The organism is Bacillus sp. FSL R7-0166 (assembly GCF_038008935.1).
Classification (GTDB): domain Bacteria; phylum Bacillota; class Bacilli; order Bacillales; family Bacillaceae; genus Bacillus; species Bacillus altitudinis.
In genome coordinates this window covers 983,735-1,010,582 of the sequence record NZ_JBBPAC010000001.1, presented here as the reverse complement: position 1 = coordinate 1,010,582, position 26,848 = coordinate 983,735, and the positions used below count along the sequence as shown (strand labels likewise).

Below are 26,848 nucleotides of genomic sequence, written 5' to 3'. Positions count from 1 at the left end.
CGCAGGACTGACACCGCATGCGAGGGTTTGTCTACACGCTGAAAACCTTTCTCATGGAAGAGAAAGGTTTTTTTGATTAAGCTTCTTCTTGTTTCATTTTTCTTATGTTCCAAGCAAAGTATGCTGTTGTTGCAGCCATCATGATGATGGCTACTGTTCCAAGAATCGCTGCTTGGTGCCATAAATAACTGTTATCACCGCTTGCAATGATCGTTCTAAATCCGTTGATGGTATACGTCATTGGAAGCAGACTGTGAATGACTTGGAAGAATTTTGGTACAAGCTCAAGCGGGAATGTACCCGCACTTGCTGCAAGCTGAAGAACCAAGATAATGACGGCAATAAAGCGTCCTGGGTTCCCCATCGTCGTCGCAAGAAGCTGAATGATCGCTAGGAATGTCAGACTGACGATGATTGCAAAGAGATAGAAGCGCCAGAGGCTTTCCACTTCAAGTCCAAGCCCAAAGATCAGCATGGTGCTTGCAATCACTGCCTGCAAGATACCGACTAAGAGAAGCACACTATATTTGCTGACAAACCATTCAAACGCATTTCTAGGGCGTCCTGCAGGATCTTTCATTGGGAATACAACAGTCAGCATAAGAGCTCCAACAAAGAGTCCCATTGATAAAATATATGGTGTGAGCCCTGTTCCATAGTTATCAATTTTTTTCGCTGTATCATTCTCTGTTTTGACTGGGCTTGCAATCATATTGTAGTTGTCCTGCCCCGCATCAATGTCTCCTGTTTCATCTGCAGCGCTTTTTAGCTTATCAGAAAGCTTTCCAGTTCCACTTTTTAAGTCACCTAATCCTTTATCAAGGGATTTTGACCCTTCAGCCAGTTTAGATGAGTTGCTTTGGATACTCTCTGATCCACTTTCTAGTTTATTCAATGCTGCACTAAGCTGGCTTGAACCATTTGCCAGTTTATCCGCACCACTTTTCGCTGTGTCAAGCTTTCCATTTGCTGTTTGCAGGCCATCTTGTAATTTCCCTTGACCCGTTTGAAGCTTCAGTGCACCTTGATACAATTTATTCGTACCAGATGTCATTTGATCAATCGCATTTTGTATGGCGACTGTTGATGTATACAGCTGTTCTGTTTTCTCTGGCAGCTGCTTGACTTGCTGTAGCTGTGCTTTTGCAGATGCAACCGCAGACTGAACTTCACTTGCGTCAGGCAGTTCTTGCAGCGCCGCTAAGCTTTGCTCAAGACCAGACAAATCAGGCAGTTCGATTGTAGGAAGACTGTCTAGCTGATCCATTGCCGCCTTTTTCTCTTCATCTGTCATCGAGCTGTTTTGAATAATACTTTTTACTTTTGCATCTCGATTAGATAATGCTTCTTTTAAAGAAGCAAGTTTGGTACTAAACGTTTTTGCATCTTTTTTCACCTGATCAATCTTAGGCGCCATCTTTTCAAGATTCGCTAATTCAGGTGAAGACAATACTTTCTCCACAGCAGCGATTTTTTCTGAAAATGACTGTGCTTTATTGTTCAGCTGCTCAATGCCTGCTGTGAATTGCGGCATTTTAGAAGAAAGCTGCTCATGACCTTCACGGCTTGTGTTTAACCCTTCGGTCAATGTATCAATTCCTGTGCCAAGTTCACCAAATTTCTGATCAATCGTTTGATAGCCTGTTAAGAGCTGACCAAGACCGCTATCAAGAGATTGAATTCCAGTGTTCAGTTCACCCATTTTTCCTGCAAACTGATGAACACCTTCGCTATACGTTAACGTTCCTTCTGCCAATTTCGCCAAATTGTCTTTTAACTTTTGGCTACCGTCTTTTGCGCTTTTTGTTCCGTCATCAATTTTCTTCGCTCCATCGCTTGCTTGATCTAATCCTTTTGCAATCGTTTTGAAGTTATCAAAGATGACCTCTGCATAATTTTCTGTGACTTCCTTTGAAACCGAATCTTTTAATTTGATAATGGCGTTATTCGCAATTTGAGACGCAGCATAGTTTGCGCCTGGATTCGTATAATATTTCAGATTCGATTTTTTCGGATGTTTGTCTAGTACTGTACTCGCATTTTTCGAGAAATCTTTCGGAATCTCGACGACGAGATAATAGTCTTCGTTATTTAACCCATTGATGGCCTTTTCTTCACTATCAACAAAATGCCATTTAAAACTATCGTTTTTCTTCAATTCCTTCACTAAATCATCGCCCACTTGAAGGGTTTTGCCGTCATAATGACTGCCTTCATCCAAGTTGACAACCGCTACAGGTAATTGATCAACTGTACCATATGGATCCCAGTAAGCTTTTAAAAATACACCACTATAAATCAGTGGAATAAATAAGACAGCTAAAATCGGGATCAGTAGTTTTTTGCTCGTCACAATGTCTTTCCATTGATTCCGAATTACATTCATTGCTGTTTTCCTCCCATTGGTGAATGACTAAATTAAGAATTCGGTCATTTGAACTTAAAAAAAATTATGTTGTTGCAGACAGTCCTTTTAGTACATAAAGCTCGAGCGATTCAGCGACCTCTTCTTTTGTTAAAGGCTCATATCGCTTTTCCCAGTCAAAAATAAGTGCAATATATAGTTTCACCATCACAAATGCCGTCAATTCAGGATCACAGGGCTTAATGTCGCCTTTTTCAATCGCTTCTTTTACTTTTGTTTTAATATAGCGAATGATCATCTGTTCCATTTTTTCAATCATTTCTTTCACTGCTGATGTGCCAAGCTCCGCATTTTCCTGAAAGATTTTAATTGTAAGCTGGTGGTTTTTTCGAAATTCTAATATTGCAAAGAGTGCTAAATGAAGGTTTTCTGAGAAACTATTCTTCTCATCTATTGCTTCATCTGCAATTTTCCTCATCTCCATTAACAGTGATGTGAAAATTTCATCGAACAGCTCTTCTTTGTTTTTGAAAAAAGTATAAATCGTTCCTTTTCCAACGTTGGCAAGCTTTGCTACAAGGTCCATTGTCGTGGCTTTATACCCGAACTGGGTAAATGCCTTTGTTGCTCCATCTAAAATCATTTGTCTCCTATCAACACTCATGATCTCACTCCCAAAATGACTATTTGAACGTTTCGGTCATTAAGTACAGAAAGTAATATACCACATCCTTTTCCTCAGATGCAACAACTTTGTTCAATTTTATTATTCACCACTCTTTTCTAAACATACGAACATGAAAAACTCCCTTTCCATGACAGAAAAGGGAGTTTGTTTTTTATGAAAATAGATAAGATACAGCTTCTGAGATGGCAGCTTTTCCTTGATCAATACAATCAGGAATTCCAACACCTTCAAATGCAGCACCCGTGATATAAATACCAGGATATGATTGCTTAAACGTTTCTCTCATCGTCGAAATCTCTTTTTGATGACCCACATGATATTGCGGCATGCTTGTTTTCCAGCGAGTCACTGTCGTCAGCTCTGGATCTGCTTTAATATCCATGATCTTCTTCAAATCCTCCAGCACGATGCTCACGATTTGATGATCAGACTGTTCAACAATTGATTCATCGCCAGCTTTCCCAACGTATGCACGGAGCAATGTTTTTCCTTTAGGTGCAGTGTGAGGCCATTTCTTATTTGTCCACGTACATGCTGTAATGGAGAAATCACTATTTCTTGAGATGACAAAACCAGTACCATCATATTCATTGTGAACATCCTCTTCTTTGAATCCGAGTGCAACTGTTGCAACAGAAGTCGATGTCATGTCATGCAAGTACTCAAGCCCTGCTTCTTTTGGAAACATGGAATAGATCGATTGGTGAGGAGTTGTCACAATGGCAGAATCTGCAAAAAGCGTTTGACCGCTGTCTAATTGAACGCCATAGCCTCCCTCGGCTTTTTCGATCTGGGTCACTTTTGTCCCTTTGTAAATCTTCGTCAGCTTGAGTTTACTTTCGACCGCTTCAACAAGTGCTTGCAGCCCTTGATTGATTGTCTGGAACTGTCCTTGCTTTTTCGCTGTCACTTGTTGCGCTTTTGCATGCTGCTGTGATTTTTTCATCCCAAGAATCAAACTGCGATGCTTCTGTTCTGTTTGATAGAACTGCGGGAAGGTAGACATTAAGCTCAGGCGATCAATGTCACCAGCATAAATGCCTGATAGTAGCGGTTCAATTAAATTCTCCACCACTTCATCACCCACACGTCTTCTAAAAAATTCCCCCAGAGACTGATCTTCTGTCTGTTTGCTTTTTGGCAAAACGAAATCCATCGCTGCACGTGCTTTTCCGACAACTGAAAAAAGCCCAGTTGTAATGAAAGGACTGATTTGAGTTGGAATGCCCATGACAGCGCCCTTTGGCATCGGATGAAGGGTTTCATTGACTAATACATACGCTTGCCCTGTTTCATTATTGACGAGCTGATCAGATAGGCCAACATCTTTTGCCAGCTGGGGTCCACTGACCTTTCTTTCTAAAAATGAATCGGGTCCACGTTCAATGATATAACCGTCTTTATATAATGTTTGAATTTTTCCACCTAGCCTAGGACTCGCTTCAATAAGAGATATTTGGATAGGAAGGCCTTTTTCTTCAATTTCCTTTTCCAAATAGAAGGCGGCGGCCAAACCTGTGATGCCACCGCCAATGATGACAAGGTGTTTTTGATTGTCATGCATAGGATCGCCTTCTTTTATATGATTACTTGCTTTCATTAAGCTTCTTTAATACGACTGCTGCCAGTGCATCAATAAATGCTGGTTTCGCATTTGGCATTTCTGGACGATAGTAAGCTGCACCAATTTCATCCGTGACGACTTTACATTCATAATCATTGTCGTATAACACTTCAAGGTGATCAGCGACAAAACCAACAGGCACGTATACAAATGTTTTATAGCCTTTTTGCTCAAATAGGTCACGCGTGAGATCCTGTACGTCTGGTCCAAGCCACGGATCAGGCGTATTGCCTTCACTTTGCCAGCCAATTTCATAATGCTCAATTCCTGCAGCTTCAGCAATCATTTTTGCAGATTGTGCAAGCTGATCAGGGTATGGGTCCCCTGCTGCAATAATTTTTTCAGGAAGACTGTGTGCAGACACAATCAGCACTGCTGAATCTCTCTCTTCCTGACTCATGGATGCATACGTCTCTTTCACTTGTTTCACCCAATAGTCCACAAACTTCGGCTCATCGTACCAGCTTTCAACAGAAGTAATGTTCAGATGGCCAAGCTTTTCTGCTTCATCTTGTGCACGTTTGTTATACGATTTCACACTAAATGTGGAGAAGTGCGGTGCTAGGACAATACTCACCGCTTCTGTGATGCCATCTCGGTGCATGTCAGCGACTGCATCTTCAATGAAAGGCTCAATATGTTTTAACCCAATGTATACATGAAATTCAATCTCGTCTTGGATCTCATTCAAATGTTCACACAAACCATTTGCCTGCTGTTCTGTAATTTTTGATAAAGGAGAAATGCCGCCAATTGCCTTGTAGCGGTCCTTTAAATCTTGCAGCATCTCCGGCTCTGGCTTTCTGCCTCTGCGGATATGTGTATAGTAACGTTCAATGTCTTCTTCTTTATATGGGGTGCCATATGCCATGACAAGTAGCCCCATTTTCTTTTTCTCCACAACCAACACTCCTTCAGATCATTTGAAATCATTTAGATGGATGTCTTTTTATGTTTAGCTGAATAATCGTGAATAAAATCAGTCAGCTTCTTTAACGTGTCTGGTGAGACATCAGGAAATACCCCGTGACCTAAGTTAAAGATGAATTGATCTGATTTCATTCCTTGATCTAAAATCGCTTTTGCTCTTTCTTCAATCACTTCCCAAGGAGAAAGTAAAATCGTTGGATCAAGGTTTCCTTGTAACGTTTTTGTTAAGCCTTCTTTTCGCGCTTCGTCTATACTCATACGCCAATCCAGTCCAACGACATCAAGCGGCAAGTCATGCCAATCTTTCGCCAGATGGCTCGCACCGACACCATACATAATCATTGGTACGTTTTCAGACTTCAGCTCTGTGAAAATACGCTGCATGACAGGCTTAATGAAGTCCCGGTAATCTGCTGCATTTAAAGCGCCAACCCAAGAGTCGAAGATTTGAAATGCTCGGACGCCTGCTTTTACCTGAGCGCGTATGTATGTGATCGTCATATCGGCTAATTTATTCATCAAAAGCATCCATGTCTCTGGCTCACTGTACATGAGCGCCTTTGTTTTATGATAATTTTTAGATGGACCGCCTTCGATCATATAGCTTGCCATCGTAAAAGGTGCACCTGCGAAACCAATCAGCGGAACATTCAACTGCTCCTCTGTTAACAGCTTGATCGTATCAAGCACATACGGCAGGTCTTCTTCAGGATGAAGCTCTCCAAGACGCTGGATATCTGCCTTTGTCCGAATAGGCGAGTCAATCACTGGTCCAATTCCATTTTTAATTTCAACATCCACACCAATAGCTGGAAGCGGAGTCATAATATCTTTATATAAAATAGCGGCATCTACACCATATTGTTCTACAGGAAGTCTTGTTACGTAAGCACATAGCTCTGGCTGATGCGTAATTTCAAATAGCCCGTATTTTTCTTTAAGGGCACGATATTCAGGCTGCGAGCGTCCTGCCTGTCTCATATACCAAACCGGTACATGGTCTGTTTTTTCCCCTTTGCACGCCTTTAAGAACGTGTCATTAAAAGCCTTCGTTTTTCCCATTACCTTTCATTCCACCTTTCGCCTCACACTCTCTTTGTATAAGGCTCAAACACTGCTTTTACTATACCGCTTTTTCAGGGCTCGGTATACTAAAGCGGCTCAATGTTCAAAAAATCGCCGAATATTAACGTCCAAAAGCCTCTGGCTTGATATAAGCACTGCCTTCGCCTTCTTCTTGTGTTTGAGTATTGTATGGAACAACCTTATACTGCGCATCTGAAAACACATTCGCATACGGCATTGTGTAGCTGTTTGTTCCTGTTACTGAGTCGATCAGAGTCTCGCTTCCATTTCTCTTTTCATAAATACGATATTCAACGCGTTTGTCTTCCTGTTCATCCCATGACAGCTCCAATGTAAAGAGCCCTTTGATTTTAAATGCATACCGTGCTTCAAAGCCTGACAATCCTTCTAAATGGATTGGCGATTGAAGTTCTTTAATTCCCTCTGGTTTTTGGAATGTTTCATTGGTTATTTGAGCGGTCGTTAAAATATCTTTCATTAACTGCACTGGATACTGACTGCCGCCAGTTAAATAATGACTGTTATCCGTTTTGTCATACCCCATCCAGATTGCCCCTGTTGTACTAGGCGTGTAGCCAGCAAACCAAGCATCTTTCGTTGCCCCTTTGACACCGGAATACGTAGTTGTGCCTGTTTTACCAGCCAAATCTCCAGCGTATGATCCGCTCTGAGCGGTTCCGCCTTTGACGACCTGTTGAAGCATTCTTGTCATATTCCAAGCATTTTGTACGCTAAACACTCGTTCTTCTTTGTTTCGATTTTTTTCAACGGTTTCACCATCATCATTCGTGATTTTCTGAATGAAGAACGGCTTTTTATAGACGCCTTCATTTGCAAATGTATGAAATGCTCCAGCTATCTGCAATGGAGAAACCCCTTTTTCTAGACCGCCAAGCGCTATGGCAAGTCCCTTATCCGAAATATCCATTCCCATTTTCTCAAGATAGGATTTAGACGTATCGATGCCAAGCTGGCTTAACGTCCATACGGCAGACGTATTTTTACTTTTCATGAGAGCCTCTACCATCGTGACCCTGCCCTCGTACTGTCCATCGTAGTTCTTTGGAGAATAGCCGTCATAGCTTTTTTCCTTGTCCTCAAGCAGTGAATATGGTCTGAATTTTTTCTCCTGAATCGCTGGACCATATACTGCGATCGGCTTAAAGACAGAACCAGGCTGTCTAACAGCTGTGACTCTGTTATAGCCTCTTGCCTGATATTCTCGTCCGCCTATTGCTGCTTTTACACCACCAGATGCGTTGTCAATAAACACAGCGCTTCCTTCAGGTGACCCGCTTTTTCCCGGGAAATAACGATTGTTTTTCATCGCATCATAGGCAACTTTTTGCAAATTCATATCGATTGGTACCGTAATGGTATAGCCGCCTTGAAGCAATTGTTCATGCGAAATCGAATACTGTGATTCTGCTTCTTTAATCATGAGATCTACATAACTGTCCACCCAAGGGGTTTCTGATTTCTTTTTTAAATGAATACCAAGTGTTCTTCCTTTTGCTTCAACTGTTTCTTTAGAAGACAAATATCCTTGTTCATTCATTAAATTCAGGATGGTATCCCGTCTTTGTTTATTTTTATCTGGGTATAGAACAGGGGAATACGTTGAAGGTGCCTTTGGCATGGCAGCAAGTGTAGCTCCTTCACTGACAGTGAGATCTTTTACATCTTTACTAAAATAGTAATTGGCCGCTGCTTGGATCCCATAGACGCCATGACCAAAGTAAAGCTGATTCAAATACATTTCGAGCAGCTTGTCCTTTGAATAATCTCTTTCTAAATTGATCGCAATAATGACTTCTTTTGTTTTTCGAAGAAACGTTTTATCATTTGTGAGAAAGATATTTTTGGCGAGCTGCTGGGTGATGGTACTGCCGCCTTCTACCTTTCCACCTGCTAATATATCTCGATAAACCGCCCTTGAAATCGATTGTGCATCAATTCCGTGGTGCTCATAAAAGCGCTTGTCCTCTACAGCAACAAAAGCTTTCGCCACTTTATCTGGGACCTCTTTTAATGACACAGGGTCCCGATTTTCTGAATACATGCTTGTGAGTTCTTTTCCATTCTGATCAATGATTTTCGAGGAAGCGTGAAAAACGAGCTTCTTCTCATCTATGACATAATGTCCTAAAAATAAAATGGTCAGATAGCCAATAAATGAAAGCACGATTGTACTTCCTGCAATGACTAATGGAATGATTATCTTCTTTTTCTTCAAATTAGGTCACCTCATTCCTTTATACGGATAGTATGGGATGTATTGCTTCATAATATGTTTTATGGATTGACTACCAAAGAATTATATATCATTCTTTTGTTATACTATCAAGCAGGAGGCGGTTTAGATGAATTTCTATATTACATATGGAACAGCAGACTTTTTGCAAAAAATCGCAAAAAAACATCATCTTGAAAATCTGCTTTATACGGTCGGTAAGGAACAAGCGGCTCTTTTTCATGAAACGGAGGGTGAGACAGTCTTTAAAGCCCCCCATGCCTATGATGTGATTTATACAAAAGGTGAGCTCGTCCAATCTGGCTTTGTCACGCTGAATCATATCCCTGTAAAGCTCGAAAGCAGAGCACTTTTTGAATCCACCTTTCAGAAAAAAACAAACATATCAGAACACCAGCGCGGCTTTCAGGCGCTTCGTGTGTTAAGACCAAAAAAGGATGAAGAAGTGTACTTAATTTTGACCCTTTGGGAATCTGAAGACTTATTTCAAGACTTCCAAGAGTCAGAAGCATTCTTTCAGCCACACGAGGATACTGGCTCCATCTTCTCTCGTCCTGCCTATCTGACATCCTATCATGCCGTCATAGACCATTAAGGAAGTGCTACTTTTCGCACTTCTTTTTTTCATAAAAAAAAGCCCTTCTGCTGGGCTTTCAACGCTTATCTCTAAGCTCGTACCGATGAATGATTGGCTGAAGTACATAAAAATTCAGCAAGATCCATCCTAATAAGATTGGCCATTTGAGCATAGGTGAAGCACCTTTCATCTGAATAAGTAGTACCAACAGTGGAATCAAACAAATCATCAAAAAGCTCATCTTCGAAACGAACGTTTCTTTGATTTGATGCCGGCAGCTTGGACAAAGCATCATTCTCGTATGCGATAAATGAAATTTTTCGACGAAAGAAAATGCTTTTGAACAATTTGGACAGCTTCCCAATGCCACTCCCCCTTTTCAAGCTTCATACTTAACCTTCGACTTTTATGTAAAATGACCTTTTCTGTCATTCTCGACATCCTCTTCTGTTGAAAGATTCTAACAATTACCATACAATCAGTAAAAGAGCTTAAAGGAGGTTTTCGGATCAATGACAGTATCCACTTTACACAAAAGGATCAATGAACGTCTTGATGAACATTATGAGGAAATGGTTGAAATTAGACGCCATCTCCATATGAATCCAGAACTTTCTTTTCAGGAAGAGGAAACAGCTGCTTACATCGCTCAATATTATGACAGATTACATATCCCAACACGCACACATGTAGGCGGACATGGTGTACTCGCTTTTATTGAAGGAGCTTCCCCTGGACCGACCATTGCATTGAGAGCTGATTTTGATGCACTTCCCATTCATGATGAAAAGGATGTACCTTACCGTTCAACAAAACCTGGCGTCATGCACGCATGCGGTCACGATGGCCACACAGCAACACTTCTCGTCTTAGCGAAGATCTTACATGAGCACCGAGATCAATTAAAAGGAAAAATCGTCCTCATTCATCAACACGCTGAAGAATATGCCCCCGGCGGTGCGAAACCAATGATTGAAGATGGCTGTTTAGACGGTGTTGACGTCATTTTCGGCACCCACCTTTGGTCCTCAGAGCCATGCGGCACTGTTCTTTATAAAAGCGGGAACTTTATGGCAGCCGCCGATCGTTTCTCTATTCAAGTGCAAGGGAAAGGCGGACATGGCGCACAGCCGCACCTGACGAAAGATGCCGTACTCATCGGTTCACAAATTGTAGCCAATCTTCAGCAGGTCGTGGCCCGTAAAGTCAACCCGATTGATTCTGCGGTGGTATCTGTAGGGGGATTTGTCGCTGAAAATGCCTTTAACGTCATTGCAGATTCGGCCGTGCTAACAGGTACTGCACGTTCCTTTGAAGAGAGTGCACGCCATATCATTGAACGTGAAATTGAACAGGTGGTGAAAGGTGTCTGCCACATGCACGATGCCTCTTATACTTATGAATATGTAAGAGGCTATCCTGCAGTCAAAAATCACCCTGCACCAACTGAATATATAGCAGAAATAGCCAAACAGACAGAAGGAGTCACAGAAGTAAAAGAAGCCGAAACCCAAATGGGCGGAGAAGACTTTGCTTACTACCTTCAGCATGTTCCTGGTACTTTCTTCTACACAGGCGCTATGCCAGAAAACAGCCAAGATGTGTATCCACATCACCATCCGAAATTTGATATTAACGAAAACGCAATGCCTGTCGCAGCAAAGGTAATCGCTCATGCCGTCCTTTCCTACGATGAATGAAAAAAAGCCGCTGCTGGGCAGCGGCTTTTCTATTTCGATTCTTTCAACACTCTCAAGTGAAACACATGGCGTGCGACTTCACCAAGCTGTCCTGTCAGCTGATGATTTGCCACCCCACCAACAGCGGCACCGACCACAGGCATTAATTGAAACAGCTTCACAAGGTCAATATAATCTCGATATTCCTGCTGAAAGCTATACCAATCCATTTCTTCCCGGGTTGTTTCCCATTCTTCAATGAGTTTCATCATTTTTTGACGGTGTGTACTGCTTGAAAAGGCGAGTTGAAAAATACAAAGCAAAAAGAGTCTTTCCTCTTTTTGAGACAAATCAAATCCATATATACAGGCAAGCTCATAAAGACATTTCATCTTGATACTTAAAAGGAGAGGGAAATCCGCCATTCCGAGAAACAATCCACCCGCACCTGTGCCAATTCCTTCAATCGCAGCGGCCTTTTGATAATATGTCACCTTTTCCTTTGCCAGCTCATTTCGCTCTACAATAGACAATTGTTCATCAATGACTGTAAATGAAGTAAAATGGCTTCCTGATACGGTGGATTCAACCATTGTTTTCACCGCACTTGTGATGACTTGATGAAATCGAGCAGGGATTCGGCGATTCACTTGCTGCTGAACACCTTTTGAAAACCGCTCGATCTTGGATGGTTTTCCCGCATTTGAAAAAAAATGGCCTCTTCATACAGTTCCCGTTCAGCTGCATTCATCCCAGTTCCCTCCTTGGTGACATCATACACACGCTGTAAAAAATGCTTATCTCATCTTTTTTAATCTGCTTTGTACGTAAGGCTTGAATAGGACAAGCACAAATACCAATGAAATGAGAAGAGCAAGTCCGCTTCCCTTCCATCCACCTGCTGGGAAAACGGCGGAGCTCAGTACAATTGACTGGATGATGAGTACATTTCGTACGAGAACAAAAAAGCTTCGATCTTTTTCTTGCTGAGACACAGGATAAAGTGCCTGTAACGACAGATGAGCAAAGTGCTTTGTTAACGGGACAAGCTGTACACCTGTGATAAAGACTGTAAACAAGACAAGTAATGCCCCCACCCAGCCTGCTGCACCTGTATACAAGAGGATGAGCACAAACACGACCGTTAACCTAAACACAAGACCAAAATAGTCATTTGAACGTAAAAACGCCCTCACATACATATAAGAAAAAGCTTTACGCTGTTCATCAGGAACAAACTGCAAGACCCAGTCCATATACGCCCTTCTTTTCACTTGTTTCTTTAAATGAGGGACATCCGTAAATAAGTTTGCCAAGCGGTAAAAACGCTGTTTTCGTTTTAACTCATCAGAAATATGCAATTCCCATTGAAAGGGCTGTTTTTTTACTGCATTTGTTAGATAAATGAGATAGACAGCATATAAAAGATAAAAGACGATGGCAATGGCATAAGCTGCTTGTAAAACGGTATACATTAACATTGTATTGAGCAGAAAACGAATCACTGCATCAATCCATCTCACATGTTTCCCTTGAAAATAAGTGATTCTCCACTGAATCGCTGTATTCAGACCTTTTATTAAGATCATTTGCGCCAAAATGAGCACATATAGCATCAGATCGCCTGAGGAGACAGCCGAATATAGCGGAAGTGCAATAATGGACACGGCAATCAAAGGAAATAACTGAGAAATGAAGCTAAAGTTAAACGCTTGTTTTAAATAAGGGTCCATCTTAGCTTCCAAAGGAAGCATAAACACAAGATCTGCCTCTTTGATCAACGTTCGCACGTAAGAACTAGTCAGTACCAATGAGAAAACAACTGCCATGACCCAATAGGATGGAAAGTGAGCTGGAATATGCTTCAGCCAATTACTGTACCAGCTCGCCCCGCCTGCAAGGAAAAAAATGAGCACAATCACAAGATGATCGTTGAACATATATTTTAAATATTTTCTTGTTTCTTGTACGTGTTCTTCTAATCGTGATTTCCAAATGGTTTGCGTTGTTTTACTCATAGCTTTCTTCCTTTGTTAATTCCAAATAAAGATCATCGAGTGTCGCATCTCTCATGTTGAACTGCTCTCTTAGTTCTGTCAGTGTTCCTTTCGCTCTAATTTCCCCTTCATGCAAAATAATAAAGGAATCACAATAACGTTCCGCTGTGGCTAAAATATGCGTTGACATCAGAACACTTGCGCCGTTTTGTTTCGCCGCATTCATCCGTTCTAATAGTGCGTTGATCGCAAGCGGATCAAGCCCTAAAAACGGCTCATCGATAATATACAACTCTGGCTCCACAAGAAACGCACACATAATCATCACCTTCTGCTTCATCCCTTTAGAAAAATGAGCAGGGAACCATTTCAATCTCTTCTCCATTCGGAATTCCTTCAGCAAAGACGGCAGACGTTCTTCTAATTGTTCTTTTGAAAGGCCGTAAGCCATCGCTGTCAGCTCTAAATGCTCTTTTAACGTTAATTCTTCATATAAGACAGGTGTCTCTGGAATAAACGTAAATTGTGAACGATACGCCTCTTGATCTTCTTGAAGGGTTCGTCCATTCAGCTCAATGACCCCTTTATGAGGTTTCATTAATCCAATAATATGACGAATGGTTGTACTTTTTCCCGCCCCGTTTAAGCCAATGAGACCAACGATTTGGTTTCTTTCTAATTCAAATGAAATATTTTTCAGAACGGGATTCTTTGTATATCCACCCGTTACATCTTTTACAGTTAGAAGGGACATCAGTTCGTTCCTTTCTTTCTTTTTTCCTTTATAGTACCAAAAACGAAAGACAATTTGAAATGTTTACCTATAGACAACTCATGAATAAAACATCGGCATACTGGTCATCATAATGTATGTAGAAGAAATGAACTTGATGACCAATACGTAAATGAGGTGTTTGTTAAAGGCAATAACCGCATGACAAGTTGGTTTTTCATCTAAAAACCTTAGCTTCTGTTTTGCTTCACTGATTCTTGATTTTTGTGTCCTATACAAATATGTATACGACGAATCAAAACGTCAAATGAGGTGTTTACGGCAGAAATAGCAGGCATATGAATTCTTTATTTCAGTAAATAGAGAATTCAAAAGGCATATCAAATGAAAACATCAGCATTTCTTCTGCAGGAGCAGGATGAGCGACCAAAGGAGTTCGCTTGTCCTGTTTTCTTTTTTGCTTCTTTTTGTGATACGATAAAGGAAAAATAATGAGGAGTGACATGGCGTGAGCGACTGCATTTTTTGCAAGATCATTGATGGAGACATTCCATGTGCAAAAGTATATGAAGACGAGCATGTATTGGCTTTTCTTGATATCAGCCAAGTAACAAAAGGACATACCCTTGTAATCCCGAAAATACATAAAGAAAACATTTATGACATGACACCAGAAGTGTCTAATCATTACTTCCAAGCGATTCCAAAAATCGCTAGAGCCATCAAACAAGAATTTGAACCAATTGGTTTAAACCTTCTGAACAACAACGGTGAAAAAGCCGGACAATCTGTGTTCCATTACCATATGCATATTATTCCGCGTTATGGCAAAGGCGACGGCTTTGGTGCCGTATGGAAATCTCACCAAGATCAATATACATCAGAGGATTTAAAAGACATTTCTTCTGCCATCCATACGCGCCTTACCTCATCTTAATTGATGAGGTTTTTCTTTTTTTCGCCTCTTTTCTGAGCTTATCCTCTGAATCGTAAGATATTTAGGACGATTCAAATTTTTTGTCCAAATGCTTCAAATTTGTGATAGGATGGTTTTATCTTTTGATCCATTAACGCGAGAAATAGGGAGAGATTGTGATGAAGCGAACGACGAATTTTAATGCTGGTCCGGCGGCGCTGCCGCTAGAAGTGCTTCAAAAAGCACAGGAAGAACTTGTTGATTTTAAACAAACCGGGATGTCTGTGATGGAACTTTCTCATCGCAGCGGTGAGTATGAAGAAGTCCACAATAAAGCGAAAGCACTCTTGGTAGAATTGATGGACATTCCAGAAGATTATGAGGTCCTCTTTTTACAAGGCGGGGCAAGTCTTCAATTTGCAATGATTCCGATGAACTTCTTACATGAAGGCGAAACGGCTCATTTCATCCAAACAGGTGCTTGGTCAGAGAAAGCCTTGTCAGAAGCAAAAGGGTTTGGTGAAACATCAGTGTTTGCCTCAAGTGAAGACGACAACTATTCGTATATTCCAGATGTAGATGCGTCCGTTTTAAATGACGGTGCTTACTTGCACATCACATCGAACAATACCATTTTCGGTACTCAGTGGAAAACGTTCCCGAACACGTCACTCCCGCTTATTGCCGACATGTCCAGTGATATTCTCAGCAAAAAAATAGACGTGTCTTCATTTGATTTCATTTATGCCGGGGCACAAAAAAATCTAGGGCCTTCTGGTATCACGATTGTGATCGCGCGCAAACGTTTATTAGAGAAAGAAAAAAGCGGCACACCTAAAATTTTAAAATATTCAACACATGCCAAAGCCAATTCTCTTTATCACACACCACCAACTTTTGCGATTTATATGCTGTCCCTTGTCCTGGAGCATGTGAAACAGGCGGGCGGTGTAGAAGCAGCAGAAAAACGCAATGAACAAAAAGCAGCGCTTCTGTATGATACGATTGATCAAAGTGGCGATTTTTACAAAGGGCATGCACGTGCTGACAGCCGTTCACATATGAATGTCACGTTTACCCTGCGTGATGATGCACTCACTGCATCCTTTGTGGAGAAAGCAAAACAAGAACAAATGGTTGGACTCGCCGGCCACCGTTCTGTTGGCGGATGCAGAGCCTCGATTTACAACGCCGTCTCTATAGAAGACTGCCAAAAGCTTGCGGACTTTATGAAAAAGTTCCAGCAAGAAAATGAGTAAAAAGGCTTTTCTATCGTGAAATAAATTTGTTATAATAACGAGAAATATAAAGTCATGACTCTTGCAATAAATGATCAGCCATATTATTGGAGAGTTCTAAGAGCTTAGCAGAGGAGAGCATAGAAATGAAAACAAAAGAATTAGTGATTATGTCATTGCTTGCAGCAATGGGAGCTGTTTTGCATACGATTTTCCCGCCCATCTTTTTTGGAATGAAACCTGATATGATGCTGGTTATGATGTTTTTAAGCATCATCCTTTTTCCGAAGGTACAGCATGTCGTTGTGATCGCCCTAGTCACTGGGGTCATTTCCGCTTTGACAACAGGTTTTCCAGGCGGACAAATTCCAAATATGATTGATAAACCGGTGACAGCCTTTATCTTCTTAGCCCTTTTCTTATCTTGCCTGAAGATCAAGAACAAAGTCGTTCTGACCGCTGTACTCACCGCTGTTGGGACCGTCGTATCGGGCGTGATTTTCCTATCTGCCGCTTTACTGATTACTGGACTGCCGGCTGCGTTACCAGCACTTCTTGTAGGTGTTGTCCTGCCAGCAACTGTGATCAATACGATAGCTATGGTATTTGTCTTCCCGATTGCTCAGTCCATATTAAAGCGCGCAAGAATGATTGAAGTCGCTTAACGAATAACTGAACCTCTTCATTAGATGAAGAGGTTTTTTTCATGCTTCTATAAAAGAAAAAGGGTAAGCAGCAAAATGGAGAGCGAAATCCCTGCACCTGCTGCACACACAATTGCTTTTTGTCTTAATACATGTTTTGGCGGATAAGACCCTGCATACCCAAGCTGCCTTACATAATGAATAGAACCACCTGCGAAAATCACACACATACACGTAAAAACGAACAGAAAGACAGACAACCTTCTCCCCTCCCTTTTCTTCAAAAGTATGCTAAAATAAAGCAAGCTATGTATGGAAGTTCAATGAAGCTGATCGTCAGCTCAGAGAGAACATGCGAATGTGTAAAATTTGACTAGAGGTGATTGGAATGGCTAGTGGACGTTCTTTATTAACAGGATTATTTGTAGGCGGTCTCCTCGGAGGTGCGGCAGTGCTCCTGACGACTCCCTCTTCTGGCAGAGATGTACGCGGAAAGATGAAAGACGGCTATGACAAATTCGAAGATACGCTGACAAGATTAAAAAGAGATGGACAAGCTTTAAAAGAGCAGATTGTTGAAACCGCAAAAGAAAGTGCTGAAGTCATTAAAGAGGTCGGAACTGAATTACAAACATCGATACAGCAATGGCGCGAGGAAATCAAACCTCATCAGCAGGACTTACAAAAGGAAATTCAGGAAATTGAGGAAAAGCTCAAACAACTGGAGAAAACCTTACAAAACTAATATACTCACAAAAAAATATTCGTTTACAAAAGTGTGCGGGGTGCGTATCCCGCACTTTTTTTGTTGAAAAAAGGTTATTTTATCAATGTTTTTCATGACTTTTAAAAATTCTTGAATTTTCAGCTTTATTAATCTTTATTTTATTGGCATAATAGAATTACAAGAAAAAGAGAAGTAGGTGAAATGGATGAATCATTCGGAACAGCCTTTCGATGTAAAAGAAGCACTTTTATTCAGTCAAAGAATGGCCCAATTGAGCAAAGCTCTTTGGAAATCCATTGAAAAGGACTGGCAGCAGTGGATCAAACCGTATAACCTAAATATCAATGAACATCATATTTTGTGGATTGCGTATCAATTAAAAGGAGCTTCAATATCAGAAATTGCAAAGTTTGGCGTCATGCATGTATCAACGGCGTTTAACTTCTCTAAAAAATTAGAGGAAAGAGGATTTTTAAAATTTTCTAAAAAGTTAAACGATAAACGCAATACGTATATTGAACTAACGCCAAAAGGCGAAGAGACATTCCATAAACTACTCGAAGATTACGACCCGGCCCGAACTGGTATTGTCAAAGGCGCACAGCCGCTTCATGACATTTACGGAAAGTTCCCTGAAATTTTAGAAATGATGTGTATTATCCGAAACATTTATGGTGAGGATTTCATGGAGATTTTTGAGAAATCGTTTTCAAACATTGAGAAGGACTTTTTGAATGAACGTGGGAAAGTCACGAAAAAGCCTGAAGAACTTGAAGACTCAGCAGAGGAAAAAGCTTCTAAAGCAAATCAAATTGTTTAATGATCTTTATAAATTCATTCATTAACGGCTGAAACAGCCCTTGATCATGCAAAGCAAAAATCGTCTCATGAACATCCAGCTTTTCAATTAACTGTCCCGCAAACAGCGCAAGGAGATCGTCGAACATGACGTAGCCTTGTGCTTTTTGCTTGTCCATTTCATCTGAGAGCTCAGCACAAATACGCTCAATGTCCTTTGCCTCTTCTTTCGATACACGCTGCCGGATCAATAGCGCATAATATGGATAACGGCTCATATCTGTTGCCGTCAGTAACAGTTCCATATAATATTCGAGCTGGCTCATTCGTTCCTCAATACTCATGTACGTTCCCTCTTTCTCTTAGTCACTCTATTTTAGCCGAAATTACTCATTGACGAAAGAGACGAACCTCCCCCTTATGTCTTTTTTTCTTGAAAAACCCAAAGTTCCCTCTCTTTATTCCATATGAATGTAACAATTTATTTTTTTTCTTGAAAACCATTGATTTTTATCCTCAGGAAGAGTAAATTATCTTGAGATATTCAATTAGTTTTTTTGAGATTGGAAGGATGAAAAATGAATTGTTGGAAGACCATTAATCTTGAAAAGGATTATGGTTATACGAGAATGATGATTTCAGCCATATGTCTTACTGTATTTTTTTTCATTATGGCATTTTTATGTTTTCAACTGACTCATCCTGAAACGAGACTCAGCAGTCACAATGCACCACTTTTTGTCGTGCTTTTACTTGCGACATTGCTTGTCCACCGCGTGGTTCACTTGATCCCAGTCATGAAACATAAGAAAAAAATGACGTTATTTAAACGAAATTGCTGGCAGCGCGTGCCTAAGAGAGTGATGCTTTTCTCACTGCTCAGCCCGTTTTGTGTCATCTCACCTGTTTACTTTGTTTTAGGAATGGCATTTCCAATGTACGCACACTATTTTATCATGATCGCAAGTATTCATGCAGGCTATTGTTTGCCTGACTTTTTATTTGCTTGGAAACTGCTAAAAGCGCCAAAATCATGCATCATTGATCAAGCCCAAGACGAGTTTGATATTTTAGTTGACCCAACTTCCTCATCATGAGGTTTTTAAAGCCAACTTCTATCTTTTTCATAAAAAATTTGGTAATGTAGTATGGGAATAGCATAGAGAGGGGGGATCTCCGATAGTTTTATTTTACTTCATCGTCTTTGCCGCGTTTATTGTGTATTCAATAAACAGGCTTACTAATACATTATGCCTTGTCAGAGAGATTCCTGAAGAACGGCAAGATAAGGTGTTTCGCTTTATCAATGTATCGATACTGATCTTACTGATCTCATCATTTGTTGAAATTACCATATCTATTTAAGATCAAAGCAAAAGCTGCCTGTTTGATGGCAGCTTTTTGTGTATGATGATCTATTAGCAAATCCACGATGCACCGATAATGATCAATAAGATGAATAACACGACGACTAGTGCAAAACCGCCAGCAAAGACTTCTCCTCCCATGTGAAAACACCTCCTGCCAGTTCTTCCTCTGTTCTAAGCTCAGTGTATGCAAAAAATTTTAAAACGTTTAGGCACCTGTCATCGTTTTAAAAAAGAACCGCCCGCACGCATGGCAGGACGGCTCCTTTCTGTTACAGCGATTTAATTAATAAAGATATGCTGCACCAACGATGATCAGCAAAATGAATAGCACGACCAATAAAGCAAACCCATTAGAATATCCTGCTCCCATATAATTCAGCCTCCTTTTTGTGATCAATATATGTGTATGTTGGTCGCAAAAATTTGACTAGACGAATGCCCTCCCATTTGCATTTCTTTTTACAGCATGTCACAATATGTTATGATACAAGCAATGATAAATAAATTGGAAAGATTAGGAGTGTTTTTTGAATGAAAAAAATGGCTTTAGCAGCTGTAACAGCAGTAAGTGTTTTAACTCTTGGCGCATGCAGTAGCGGTGACAAAGAAGTGATCGCAACAACAAAATCAGGAGATGTCACAAAAGAAGAGCTTTACACAACACTTAAGAAACAAGCAGGTGGAGATGCTTTAAACCTACTTGTTCAACAAAAGGTTCTTGCTGACAAATACAAAGTATCAGATAAAGAAATTGATAAGAAATTGGAAGAATATAAAAAGACACTTGGTGAAGATCGTTTAAAACAACTTCAAGATGAATTCGGAAAAGATTACATCAAAGATCAAGTAAAATATGAGCTGCTGACTCAAAAGGCTGCCAAAGCTAACATCAAAATCACTGACAAAGAAGTAAAAGCGTATTACGATGACCTAAAAGGAAAAATCCGCGCAAGCCACATTTTAGTTGCTGACAAGAAAACAGCAGATGAAGTAGAAAAGAAATTAGATAAAGGCGAAAAGTGGGATGACCTTGTATCTGAATATTCAACTGACACTGCTTCAGCAGCACAAGGCGGCGATGTAGGCTGGTTCGCAAAAGATGGCCAAATGGATGAGAACTTCAGTAAAGCTGCCTTCAAACTAAAAGTAAATGAAATCAGCAAACCAGTAAAATCTCAATTTGGTTACCATATCATTAAAAAGACCGAAGAACGCGGTAAATACGATGACATGAAAGCAGACTTGAAAAAAGAACTGCTTGATCAAAAACAAGCAGATAACAATGAAATTCAAACGATCTTAAACAAATTGGTGAAAGATGCTGATGTGAAAGTAAAAGATAAAGAACTTGAAAATACATTCAAAGAAAAATCTGAGCAAACCACACAACAAACAACAAACCAATAATGAACGAAAAACCCCTCTACATGAACTTGTAGAGGGGTTTTTTATTCTTATTGATTATGCAATCGAATGGTCCTCATGCTTCGCTGTTTCCTGTGATCGTTTCATTTGCTGTCCTTGACGTCTACGCTCTCTCTCCTGCTCCATTCGTTCGATAAAGATTTCTCCCTCTTTTTCAATAAAGGATTGATCAATCTCTTGCTCCTCTTTGGCTGTCGTCATTAATTTATAGGCACAAAAGATAATACCAATGATACATGCATATACCCACCATGGAAAAAATAACATTGTCTTCCCCTCCTTTTTCAGGACTAATCTCTCTTCCTTTGTGTTACATGCTTATGCGAAAAGAAGACAAGTTATGAAAAAAAACGCCCGCATCAAACGGGCGTTTTATCATGATGATTCATTGTGAAAGGTTGGTTTATAAAACGAACGATTCTCTAGTGCAAAAATACGCTCTGTATATTCTCCTGGCTTCACATGCTCAAGCGCACGATCCATCATGTTCATTTTTGCATCTAAATTATCTATATAGTGGAGAATTTCGGCTTCCTTCACCATTGGTGGTTTAGGACTGCCCCACTCCCCTTTTCCATGATGACTCAGCACTAAATGCTGCAGAATCAGAATTTCCTCAGAATCAATGCCAAGCTCCTCTGCGGCTTTCGCAATTTCTGTCACCATAATAGAAATGTGGCCAATTAAGTTCCCTTCTACTGTATATGTGGTGGAGACAGGACCCGAAAGCTCTTTGACTTTCCCTAAATCATGTAGAATGATCCCTGAATATAAAAGATCTCGATCTAGTGATGGGTATAGATCAACAATGGATTTCGCTAAATGAAGCATCGATACCACGTGATAGGCAAGACCCGAAACAAACTCGTGATGGTTTTTCGTAGCTGCTGGGTAATCAGCGAATTCCTGTCCATATTTCTTCAGCAAATGTCTTGTGACACGCTGAATATTAGGGTTTTTCATATCAAAAATATATTGCATGATGGTATCCATCATATCGTGCTTTGGAATAGGAGCTGTTTCTAGAAAATCATCAATGCGGATTTGCTCGTTTTCAGCAACAGGACGTATATTCCTAAGCTTCAGCTGATTCCTTCCGCGATAATGATGAATATCACCTACTACCTTCACAATGGTTTGCGCAGCATATGTGAGTTCATCATTCTGCTTTGCATCCCATAGCTTCGCCTCAATATCTCCACTTTGATCTTGAAGAATTAACGTTAAAAATGGTTTGCCATTACTCGCAATCCCTTTAGTAGATGATTTAATTAATAAATGCAGGTCAACTTGTTCGCCGACGTCATAGGTCATGATCCCTTTAGCCATTCAATAAATGCTCCTTCCATGTTTCTGCTCATATAAGTATAACATAAGTCATAATTTGTCAATCATTCCACTACTAAACTCGTAATCTGCCCGTCTTCCGCTGCTTGTTTCATATAATGATGACAAGTGAAATAAAACAGCTGTGTTTCAAAACGAGTGAGTTCACTCATCAGCTCCAGCACCCTGTCTAGACGGACATGATCAAAGTGAACGAAACTGTCATCCATCATAAATGGGAGCTGACAATCTTGCTGGTGGGACAAAGCAAGTGCAAAACGAATCGAGAGATAAATTTGCTCACATGTTGCTTGTGAAAGCTCCTCCGGGCGGAATAGGCGTCCATCCCTCCGTTTCACAATCAGACGGTCATCTTCGGCAGAAAATAAAATCACTTCATATCGATCATTCGTTAACGGCTGAATAAATCGTGAAGCTGTTTGGAGGAGTGCTGGTAGCCTCGTTTCTTTATGCTCATTGAGTTTCTCTCGAATGACGGAACGAACGAGCTGAATAGCCGCCCATTTTTTCGCTAGATGCTTTGCCTGCTCCTGCTCTACAGCAAGCTGATGAGTCAAATCAGACACTGTACCTGATGCTTCTATTTGGCGTATTTCTACTGCTAATTCTGCCAAGCGTTTTTTCATATTCGTCACATTCTCTTGCATGTCATTCAGACGTCTTTTTGCTTGTGCACACTGCTCCTCAAGGGTGCGTAAACCTTTACGGACAATGACCTCTTCCTCATCTATATAACCGCTTTTGTGCAGCTCTTGGTTCTGCTGCTGCAAATTGTACAGCCGCTCACGGTATTCTTTGGATAGATGAGACAGGACATGATAATCTTCTTTTGACGCTGCTTCTACTTTTCGAAAAAGCTCGTCCGTTTGTTTTTCATAATATTGAACTTCTCCTTCTAATGTTGTCAGCTGCTGCTCTACATGCTGAATGGATACGTGCAATGTCTGACGTTCTTTTTCTCTTTTTTCCTCATCTTTCAATATCTCTTGAAAGGCTGAGATATTCTCTTGAATGGTCCCTTCTTTTCTTTGAAGGAGACTCATGAGCGCTGAAACTCTTTGCTCGTAGGTCGATTGCTGCTGTGTGAGCATCTTTATTTCCTTGTTAAGCGCCTCATATGCCGCTGTATTCGCTTTTAATTGTTTCAAGATATGGAAAGCTTCCACAAGGAATGAGAGCTCTGAGGACAACCCCAGCTGCCTTCTCATATCTTCTACTTGCTGCTGTACAGGTTCCAGTTCCCGCTCCCAGTCTTCATATTGCTGTATCATTCTTTCGTATAAAAGCTCCTTTTGCTTCACTAGCGTTTCAGCTGAAGCTGTTTGAACTTGAAAAGAATGATAGGCGTTACTGTCGTTTGCTTCCTTCATCTGAGTCTGTTTAAGCACTGGATAAATAGCAATCAAGATAAATACGGAAAATCCTGCAAACAGTAACGTCACCCAGCTCTCTGCTAAAACGAATAAGACCGTGAGAATGATAGCACATAGCACGAACATCAGCGGGAATAACCACACTCTGGAATGCTTCTGTTTCACTGTAGCCTTTGTGCCCCTGACATCTTCTGCATCTTGCTCTTTAACGGGCTGTTCCTTTAATCCTTTTAGAGCGGTTTCCGCTTCTTCTAGCTCATGTCTTGCATGATCAAACCGGTCATCGAGCTGCGTTTTCCTATCCATTAAACGAACGTATTGGCTCACAGCCTCTTTTAATTCCCACTCAAAGTCAAGTGAATCATCCAGCTGGTCAAGCTTGATTGGACGCTGCCACTTCAGCTTCGCTGATGCTTCTTCTATTTTTTGTTTCAAAGAATTCTGCTCTGTTTTCCCTTCTGCTAAGCGTTTCTTCACAAGTTCAGCATCAGATGATTCAGCTATGACTCGCTTCATCTCCAATACCGTATCCTTGTCATAGAGTGGCTGAACTTGCGTGAGCGACGTTTGCAAATGATCTAATTTTTGTTTCAGTGCCGTCACTTGCGCCTTTTTTGGGTGAAGGTGTGATTCTAATTTATCAAGTTCATGCGCAGTTTCCGGTCTAAACCGTTTGACTCGTTCTGGATAACTAGCCAAATCTTTTTTTAACTCTATCTTGTTTTCTACCATAGGATAAAGTCGAATATGTTCAGTCAAAAGCTGAATCTCTTCTTCAGTCTGTCTCATTTCATGCTGAAGCATTTCTACCTTCTCGGTTAATTCAGCTTGTTCTTTTTTCTTTGCGGTATAACGACTTTCTACCAATTTGGCCTGTTTTAACTTACCTGACAGCTCTTTTACATGATCAAGCTGCTGATTTAATTCAGGCTTACGTCCATTCGGTTTAAAAAGCTGCTCCTGCTGTTTTAGCAGCCTGCTGTCCATTTTGGATGCCGCATCTGAGCCAAACAAACTTGAAAAGAGTAGAAATTCCCCTATTTGATCTTGATTTAATGCTTGTACATTTTGCAGACCAAACACGTCAAAAGAATAGATCGATTGGTATAATCTGCGATCTGTTCCCTTTAACATCGCATGTAGAAACGCTTCATCTTTCACTTCACCATTTGGCAGCAACACCTGAGCTTGGCCGCCATGATCAGATGTTCTTTCAATATGAATCACACCTAATTCATCATCTAAACATGTAAGAGACCCGCCATAAAATGAGCCATGCTTTGGCTTATACATATGGCTTTTGGAAAAACCAAATAACATCGATTCAATAAACGCCTTCAATGTCGTTTTCCCCGATTCATTCAGGCCATAAACCAACTGAAAACCGTCATCAGAAAAGTGGAAGGTTTGATTGGAAAATTTCCCGAAATTCGCAATATGGAGTGAACGTATTTTCATCATGCCTCTCCTTTTCTCATAAATGCTTCAGCTGTTCTGCCAGCAGCCTTTGTGCCTCTTCTTTAATATCGATCTCGTCCTCTTTTGTAAAAGCTCTTCCTGCCTTTCTATAGGTTGGATGACGCTTGATCGGTGAAAGCAGCTCATCATACGCATCAAACTCGGCAATTTCTGCTGTTAGTTCTGTCAAAAAAGAATCTTCTGGATAGACGGCATCTTCATGTGTCCGGCAGTCAATCGACATCACCCAAACGAACAAGTCTTCATCTTCCTCCTGTTCATGAAGAACAGCCATCAGCTCCTCAAGCACTTCAAGCTGCGTGAGCTCCATATAAGCAGGAGCATCGCCAGTTAGTTCGATTTTCACAAAATGAGGAACACCTCTCTCTTTCAGTCCACTCATCTTTTTGTCCACAAGTATCACAAGATCGGTCATATGAGCGGTATGTGTGATATCTATTGTCAATGTCTCAAAGATGACATCTGAACAGCCCATAAACTCCGCTCTTTGAGCATCTTCAGATAGGTAAACGACATAACAGCCTTTCTCTCCTGTTTCTTTTATATGTCTTCCTTGCACGTTTCCAGGATAGATCACCATCGGGTCTTCATGCAGAAGAGCCCGCTTATGAATATGTCCAAGCGCCCAATAATCAAAATCCCGCGCTAGAAGCTGCTGAAGCTGAAATGGTGCATACGCATCATGCCCTTCTTGACCTGCTAATGTGCCGTGAAGCATTGCAATATGATAAGGGGCATCTGTTGTTTTTTCATAATAAGGTGTCATATTTTCATGGACAGCTCGCTCTTTGTAGCTGAACCCGTAAATACTTGCCACAAGCTGACCTTCTCTATAAAAGGCTTGCTCACTTGGCGTACTGCTCAAAAAAACGTGAACATTCTCTGGCCACTCAATTGGTGTCCATTCACCACCTAAATGATCATGATTACCATAAATAATAAACACTTCAATCCCGTGTGATTGTAGCTGTAGAAACTGATTTCTTAAAAAAAGCTGTGCTTTTAGGCTGCGATTCGATTCGTCAAATATATCTCCGCTCAGCAGCATAAAGTCTACTTCTCGATCAATTGCAAGTTCAAACATGTTCTTGGCACTTTGAAATGTACTTTCTTTCAACCTCTTAAAAATTCGGTTCGGTATATTGGACATTCCCGCAAACGGACTATCTAAATGAAGATCTGCGGCATGAATAAAAGTGAGCTTCGTCAAACGTCTATCTCCTTGTACGTTACTGTAGTTGTCCATATTTTATCACGCCGTTTTTACGAATGCACGTTCTATCGCTCTCATTCTAAAAAACACATTTTTAGGGGTGAAAAAAGAGGTTTTAACTTCCTCCTTGTATAATTCATTAAAAAACAAGAAGGAAGGGAAGATCAGAGATGGAGAAAACCTACTATTTGACTGTATTTGATTCGTCAGGTGAAACCTTATTAAACGAAAAAATCACCACAGATAGTGATGAAAAAGCAAAAGAATTAGGACGTCATCGTTTAATCGAACAACAATACACAAAGCATTCTCACCGGCTCGTAAATGATGCAGGTAAACTTCTTTTATTTGAACGTTAAAAAAGCCGGCATCCGCCGGCCATTCA

29 protein-coding genes are annotated in these 26,848 nt (G+C 40.7%); 11 read left to right on the top strand and 18 right to left on the bottom strand.

Going from position 1 to position 26,848, the window contains the following annotated elements; genetic code table 11:
- Positions 1 to 76: 76 nt before the first annotated feature.
- The 6 genes from NST01_RS05140 to NST01_RS05115 all read right to left on the bottom strand — a co-directional run bounded on the left by NST01_RS05140 (position 77) and on the right by NST01_RS05115 (position 8,929).
- A complete protein-coding gene (locus NST01_RS05140) occupies positions 77 to 2,386 on the bottom strand; it encodes a YhgE/Pip domain-containing protein (protein WP_050827109.1) in 2,310 nt (769 codons plus the stop codon).
- A gap of 64 nt (positions 2,387 to 2,450) precedes the next feature.
- A complete protein-coding gene (locus tag NST01_RS05135) occupies positions 2,451 to 3,029 on the bottom strand; it encodes a TetR/AcrR family transcriptional regulator (protein ID WP_007497184.1) in 579 nt (192 codons plus the stop codon).
- Positions 3,030 to 3,204: 175 nt separating this feature from the next.
- Complete coding sequence (gene hemY, locus NST01_RS05130; RefSeq protein WP_202734590.1) at positions 3,205 to 4,617, bottom strand: protoporphyrinogen oxidase; 1,413 nt, start codon at positions 4,615 to 4,617, stop codon at positions 3,205 to 3,207.
- A 22-nt stretch (positions 4,618 to 4,639) separates the two neighbouring features.
- Positions 4,640 to 5,578, bottom strand: a complete 939-nt coding sequence (hemH, locus tag NST01_RS05125) for a ferrochelatase (protein WP_341041606.1) — start codon at positions 5,576 to 5,578, stop codon at positions 4,640 to 4,642.
- Positions 5,579 to 5,610: 32 nt separating this feature from the next.
- Positions 5,611 to 6,669 carry a uroporphyrinogen decarboxylase gene (gene hemE / locus NST01_RS05120; protein ID WP_341041605.1) on the bottom strand — a complete coding sequence of 353 codons (1,059 nt, stop codon included), beginning with the start codon at positions 6,667 to 6,669 and terminating at the stop codon, positions 5,611 to 5,613.
- 124 nt (positions 6,670 to 6,793) lie between these two features.
- Entirely contained in the window at positions 6,794 to 8,929 is a 2,136-nt protein-coding gene (locus NST01_RS05115) for a transglycosylase domain-containing protein (RefSeq protein ID WP_341041604.1), read from the bottom strand.
- A gap of 127 nt (positions 8,930 to 9,056) precedes the next feature.
- On the opposite strand from NST01_RS05115, the gene NST01_RS05110 reads away from it, so the two are divergent.
- Positions 9,057 to 9,542, top strand: coding sequence for an antibiotic biosynthesis monooxygenase family protein (locus tag NST01_RS05110; RefSeq protein ID WP_017366947.1), 486 nt, complete (start codon positions 9,057 to 9,059; stop codon positions 9,540 to 9,542).
- Between the two features lie 58 nt (positions 9,543 to 9,600).
- Here the strand turns inward: NST01_RS05110 and NST01_RS05105 are convergent, their stop codons facing one another.
- Complete coding sequence (locus tag NST01_RS05105; RefSeq protein ID WP_223255613.1) at positions 9,601 to 9,888, bottom strand: hypothetical protein; 288 nt, start codon at positions 9,886 to 9,888, stop codon at positions 9,601 to 9,603.
- Positions 9,889 to 10,036: 148 nt separating this feature from the next.
- On the opposite strand from NST01_RS05105, the gene NST01_RS05100 reads away from it, so the two are divergent.
- Positions 10,037 to 11,224 carry a M20 family metallopeptidase gene (locus tag NST01_RS05100; RefSeq protein ID WP_270108693.1) on the top strand — a complete coding sequence of 396 codons (1,188 nt, stop codon included), beginning with the start codon at positions 10,037 to 10,039 and terminating at the stop codon, positions 11,222 to 11,224.
- A 29-nt stretch (positions 11,225 to 11,253) separates the two neighbouring features.
- Here NST01_RS05100 and NST01_RS05095 read toward each other — a convergent pair whose 3' ends face one another.
- From NST01_RS05095 to NST01_RS05085, 3 genes are all read right to left on the bottom strand, one after another.
- A complete protein-coding gene (locus tag NST01_RS05095; protein WP_445662194.1) occupies positions 11,254 to 11,853 on the bottom strand; it encodes an EcsC family protein in 600 nt (199 codons plus the stop codon).
- 147 nt (positions 11,854 to 12,000) lie between these two features.
- Positions 12,001 to 13,221, bottom strand: a complete 1,221-nt coding sequence (locus NST01_RS05090) for an ABC transporter permease (protein WP_341041602.1) — start codon at positions 13,219 to 13,221, stop codon at positions 12,001 to 12,003.
- Positions 13,214 to 13,954 (bottom strand): ABC transporter ATP-binding protein, encoded by a 741-nt coding sequence (locus tag NST01_RS05085; RefSeq protein WP_008348877.1) that lies wholly within the window; start codon positions 13,952 to 13,954, stop codon positions 13,214 to 13,216. Before NST01_RS05085 ends, NST01_RS05090 begins: the two co-directional genes overlap by 8 nt.
- Positions 13,955 to 14,441: 487 nt before the next feature.
- Here NST01_RS05085 and NST01_RS05080 point away from each other — a divergent pair, with 487 nt between their 5' ends.
- The 3 genes from NST01_RS05080 to NST01_RS05070 all read left to right on the top strand — a co-directional run bounded on the left by NST01_RS05080 (position 14,442) and on the right by NST01_RS05070 (position 16,752).
- Positions 14,442 to 14,870 (top strand): HIT family protein, encoded by a 429-nt coding sequence (locus tag NST01_RS05080; RefSeq protein WP_008348883.1) that lies wholly within the window; start codon positions 14,442 to 14,444, stop codon positions 14,868 to 14,870.
- Positions 14,871 to 15,028: 158 nt separating this feature from the next.
- Positions 15,029 to 16,108: a 3-phosphoserine/phosphohydroxythreonine transaminase gene (gene serC, locus NST01_RS05075; protein WP_341041601.1), complete on the top strand. Its 1,080-nt coding sequence runs from the start codon at positions 15,029 to 15,031 to the stop codon at positions 16,106 to 16,108.
- A 125-nt stretch (positions 16,109 to 16,233) separates the two neighbouring features.
- Positions 16,234 to 16,752 (top strand): tryptophan transporter, encoded by a 519-nt coding sequence (locus tag NST01_RS05070; RefSeq protein ID WP_017360314.1) that lies wholly within the window; start codon positions 16,234 to 16,236, stop codon positions 16,750 to 16,752.
- Positions 16,753 to 16,799: 47 nt separating this feature from the next.
- On the opposite strand, the gene NST01_RS05065 is transcribed toward NST01_RS05070, so the two are convergent.
- Positions 16,800 to 16,991 (bottom strand): hypothetical protein, encoded by a 192-nt coding sequence (locus tag NST01_RS05065; RefSeq protein WP_008348888.1) that lies wholly within the window; start codon positions 16,989 to 16,991, stop codon positions 16,800 to 16,802.
- 128 nt (positions 16,992 to 17,119) lie between these two features.
- On the opposite strand from NST01_RS05065, the gene NST01_RS05060 reads away from it, so the two are divergent.
- Positions 17,120 to 17,476: a YtxH domain-containing protein gene (locus NST01_RS05060; protein ID WP_007497160.1), complete on the top strand. Its 357-nt coding sequence runs from the start codon at positions 17,120 to 17,122 to the stop codon at positions 17,474 to 17,476.
- A gap of 187 nt (positions 17,477 to 17,663) precedes the next feature.
- Positions 17,664 to 18,278, top strand: coding sequence for an HTH-type transcriptional regulator Hpr (locus NST01_RS05055; protein ID WP_007497158.1), 615 nt, complete (start codon positions 17,664 to 17,666; stop codon positions 18,276 to 18,278).
- Here NST01_RS05055 and NST01_RS05050 read toward each other — a convergent pair.
- Entirely contained in the window at positions 18,256 to 18,600 is a 345-nt protein-coding gene (locus NST01_RS05050) for a YhaI family protein (protein WP_007497157.1), read from the bottom strand. The genes NST01_RS05055 and NST01_RS05050 overlap by 23 nt on opposite strands.
- Before the next feature lie 234 nt (positions 18,601 to 18,834).
- On the opposite strand from NST01_RS05050, the gene NST01_RS05045 reads away from it, so the two are divergent.
- Complete coding sequence (locus tag NST01_RS05045; RefSeq protein WP_007497155.1) at positions 18,835 to 19,353, top strand: DUF3267 domain-containing protein; 519 nt, start codon at positions 18,835 to 18,837, stop codon at positions 19,351 to 19,353.
- Between the two features lie 82 nt (positions 19,354 to 19,435).
- Positions 19,436 to 19,621 (top strand): hypothetical protein, encoded by a 186-nt coding sequence (locus tag NST01_RS05040; protein ID WP_072368131.1) that lies wholly within the window; start codon positions 19,436 to 19,438, stop codon positions 19,619 to 19,621.
- Between the two features lie 53 nt (positions 19,622 to 19,674).
- On the opposite strand, the gene NST01_RS05035 is transcribed toward NST01_RS05040, so the two are convergent.
- Positions 19,675 to 19,764, bottom strand: coding sequence for a YjcZ family sporulation protein (locus NST01_RS05035; protein ID WP_017360317.1), 90 nt, complete (start codon positions 19,762 to 19,764; stop codon positions 19,675 to 19,677).
- Positions 19,765 to 19,909: 145 nt separating this feature from the next.
- Positions 19,910 to 19,996, bottom strand: coding sequence for a YjcZ family sporulation protein (locus NST01_RS05030; RefSeq protein WP_008361129.1), 87 nt, complete (start codon positions 19,994 to 19,996; stop codon positions 19,910 to 19,912).
- Between the two features lie 161 nt (positions 19,997 to 20,157).
- On the opposite strand from NST01_RS05030, the gene NST01_RS05025 reads away from it, so the two are divergent.
- A complete protein-coding gene (locus tag NST01_RS05025) occupies positions 20,158 to 21,033 on the top strand; it encodes a peptidylprolyl isomerase (protein ID WP_007497153.1) in 876 nt (291 codons plus the stop codon).
- A 54-nt stretch (positions 21,034 to 21,087) separates the two neighbouring features.
- On the opposite strand, the gene NST01_RS05020 is transcribed toward NST01_RS05025, so the two are convergent.
- From NST01_RS05020 to NST01_RS05005, 4 genes are all read right to left on the bottom strand, one after another.
- On the bottom strand, positions 21,088 to 21,318 hold the full coding sequence (locus NST01_RS05020) for a sporulation YhaL family protein (RefSeq protein ID WP_017360318.1): 231 nt from the start codon (positions 21,316 to 21,318) through the stop codon (positions 21,088 to 21,090).
- Between the two features lie 108 nt (positions 21,319 to 21,426).
- Positions 21,427 to 22,380 carry a 3'-5' exoribonuclease YhaM gene (yhaM, locus tag NST01_RS05015; RefSeq protein WP_007497151.1) on the bottom strand — a complete coding sequence of 318 codons (954 nt, stop codon included), beginning with the start codon at positions 22,378 to 22,380 and terminating at the stop codon, positions 21,427 to 21,429.
- A 62-nt stretch (positions 22,381 to 22,442) separates the two neighbouring features.
- Positions 22,443 to 25,229 (bottom strand): ATP-binding protein, encoded by a 2,787-nt coding sequence (locus NST01_RS05010; protein ID WP_341041600.1) that lies wholly within the window; start codon positions 25,227 to 25,229, stop codon positions 22,443 to 22,445.
- 16 nt (positions 25,230 to 25,245) lie between these two features.
- On the bottom strand, positions 25,246 to 26,460 hold the full coding sequence (locus tag NST01_RS05005) for a metallophosphoesterase family protein (RefSeq protein ID WP_060780933.1): 1,215 nt from the start codon (positions 26,458 to 26,460) through the stop codon (positions 25,246 to 25,248).
- Positions 26,461 to 26,633: 173 nt separating this feature from the next.
- On the opposite strand from NST01_RS05005, the gene NST01_RS05000 reads away from it, so the two are divergent.
- On the top strand, positions 26,634 to 26,822 hold the full coding sequence (locus NST01_RS05000; RefSeq protein WP_024719988.1) for a YhzD family protein: 189 nt from the start codon (positions 26,634 to 26,636) through the stop codon (positions 26,820 to 26,822).
- Positions 26,823 to 26,848: the final 26 nt, after the last annotated feature.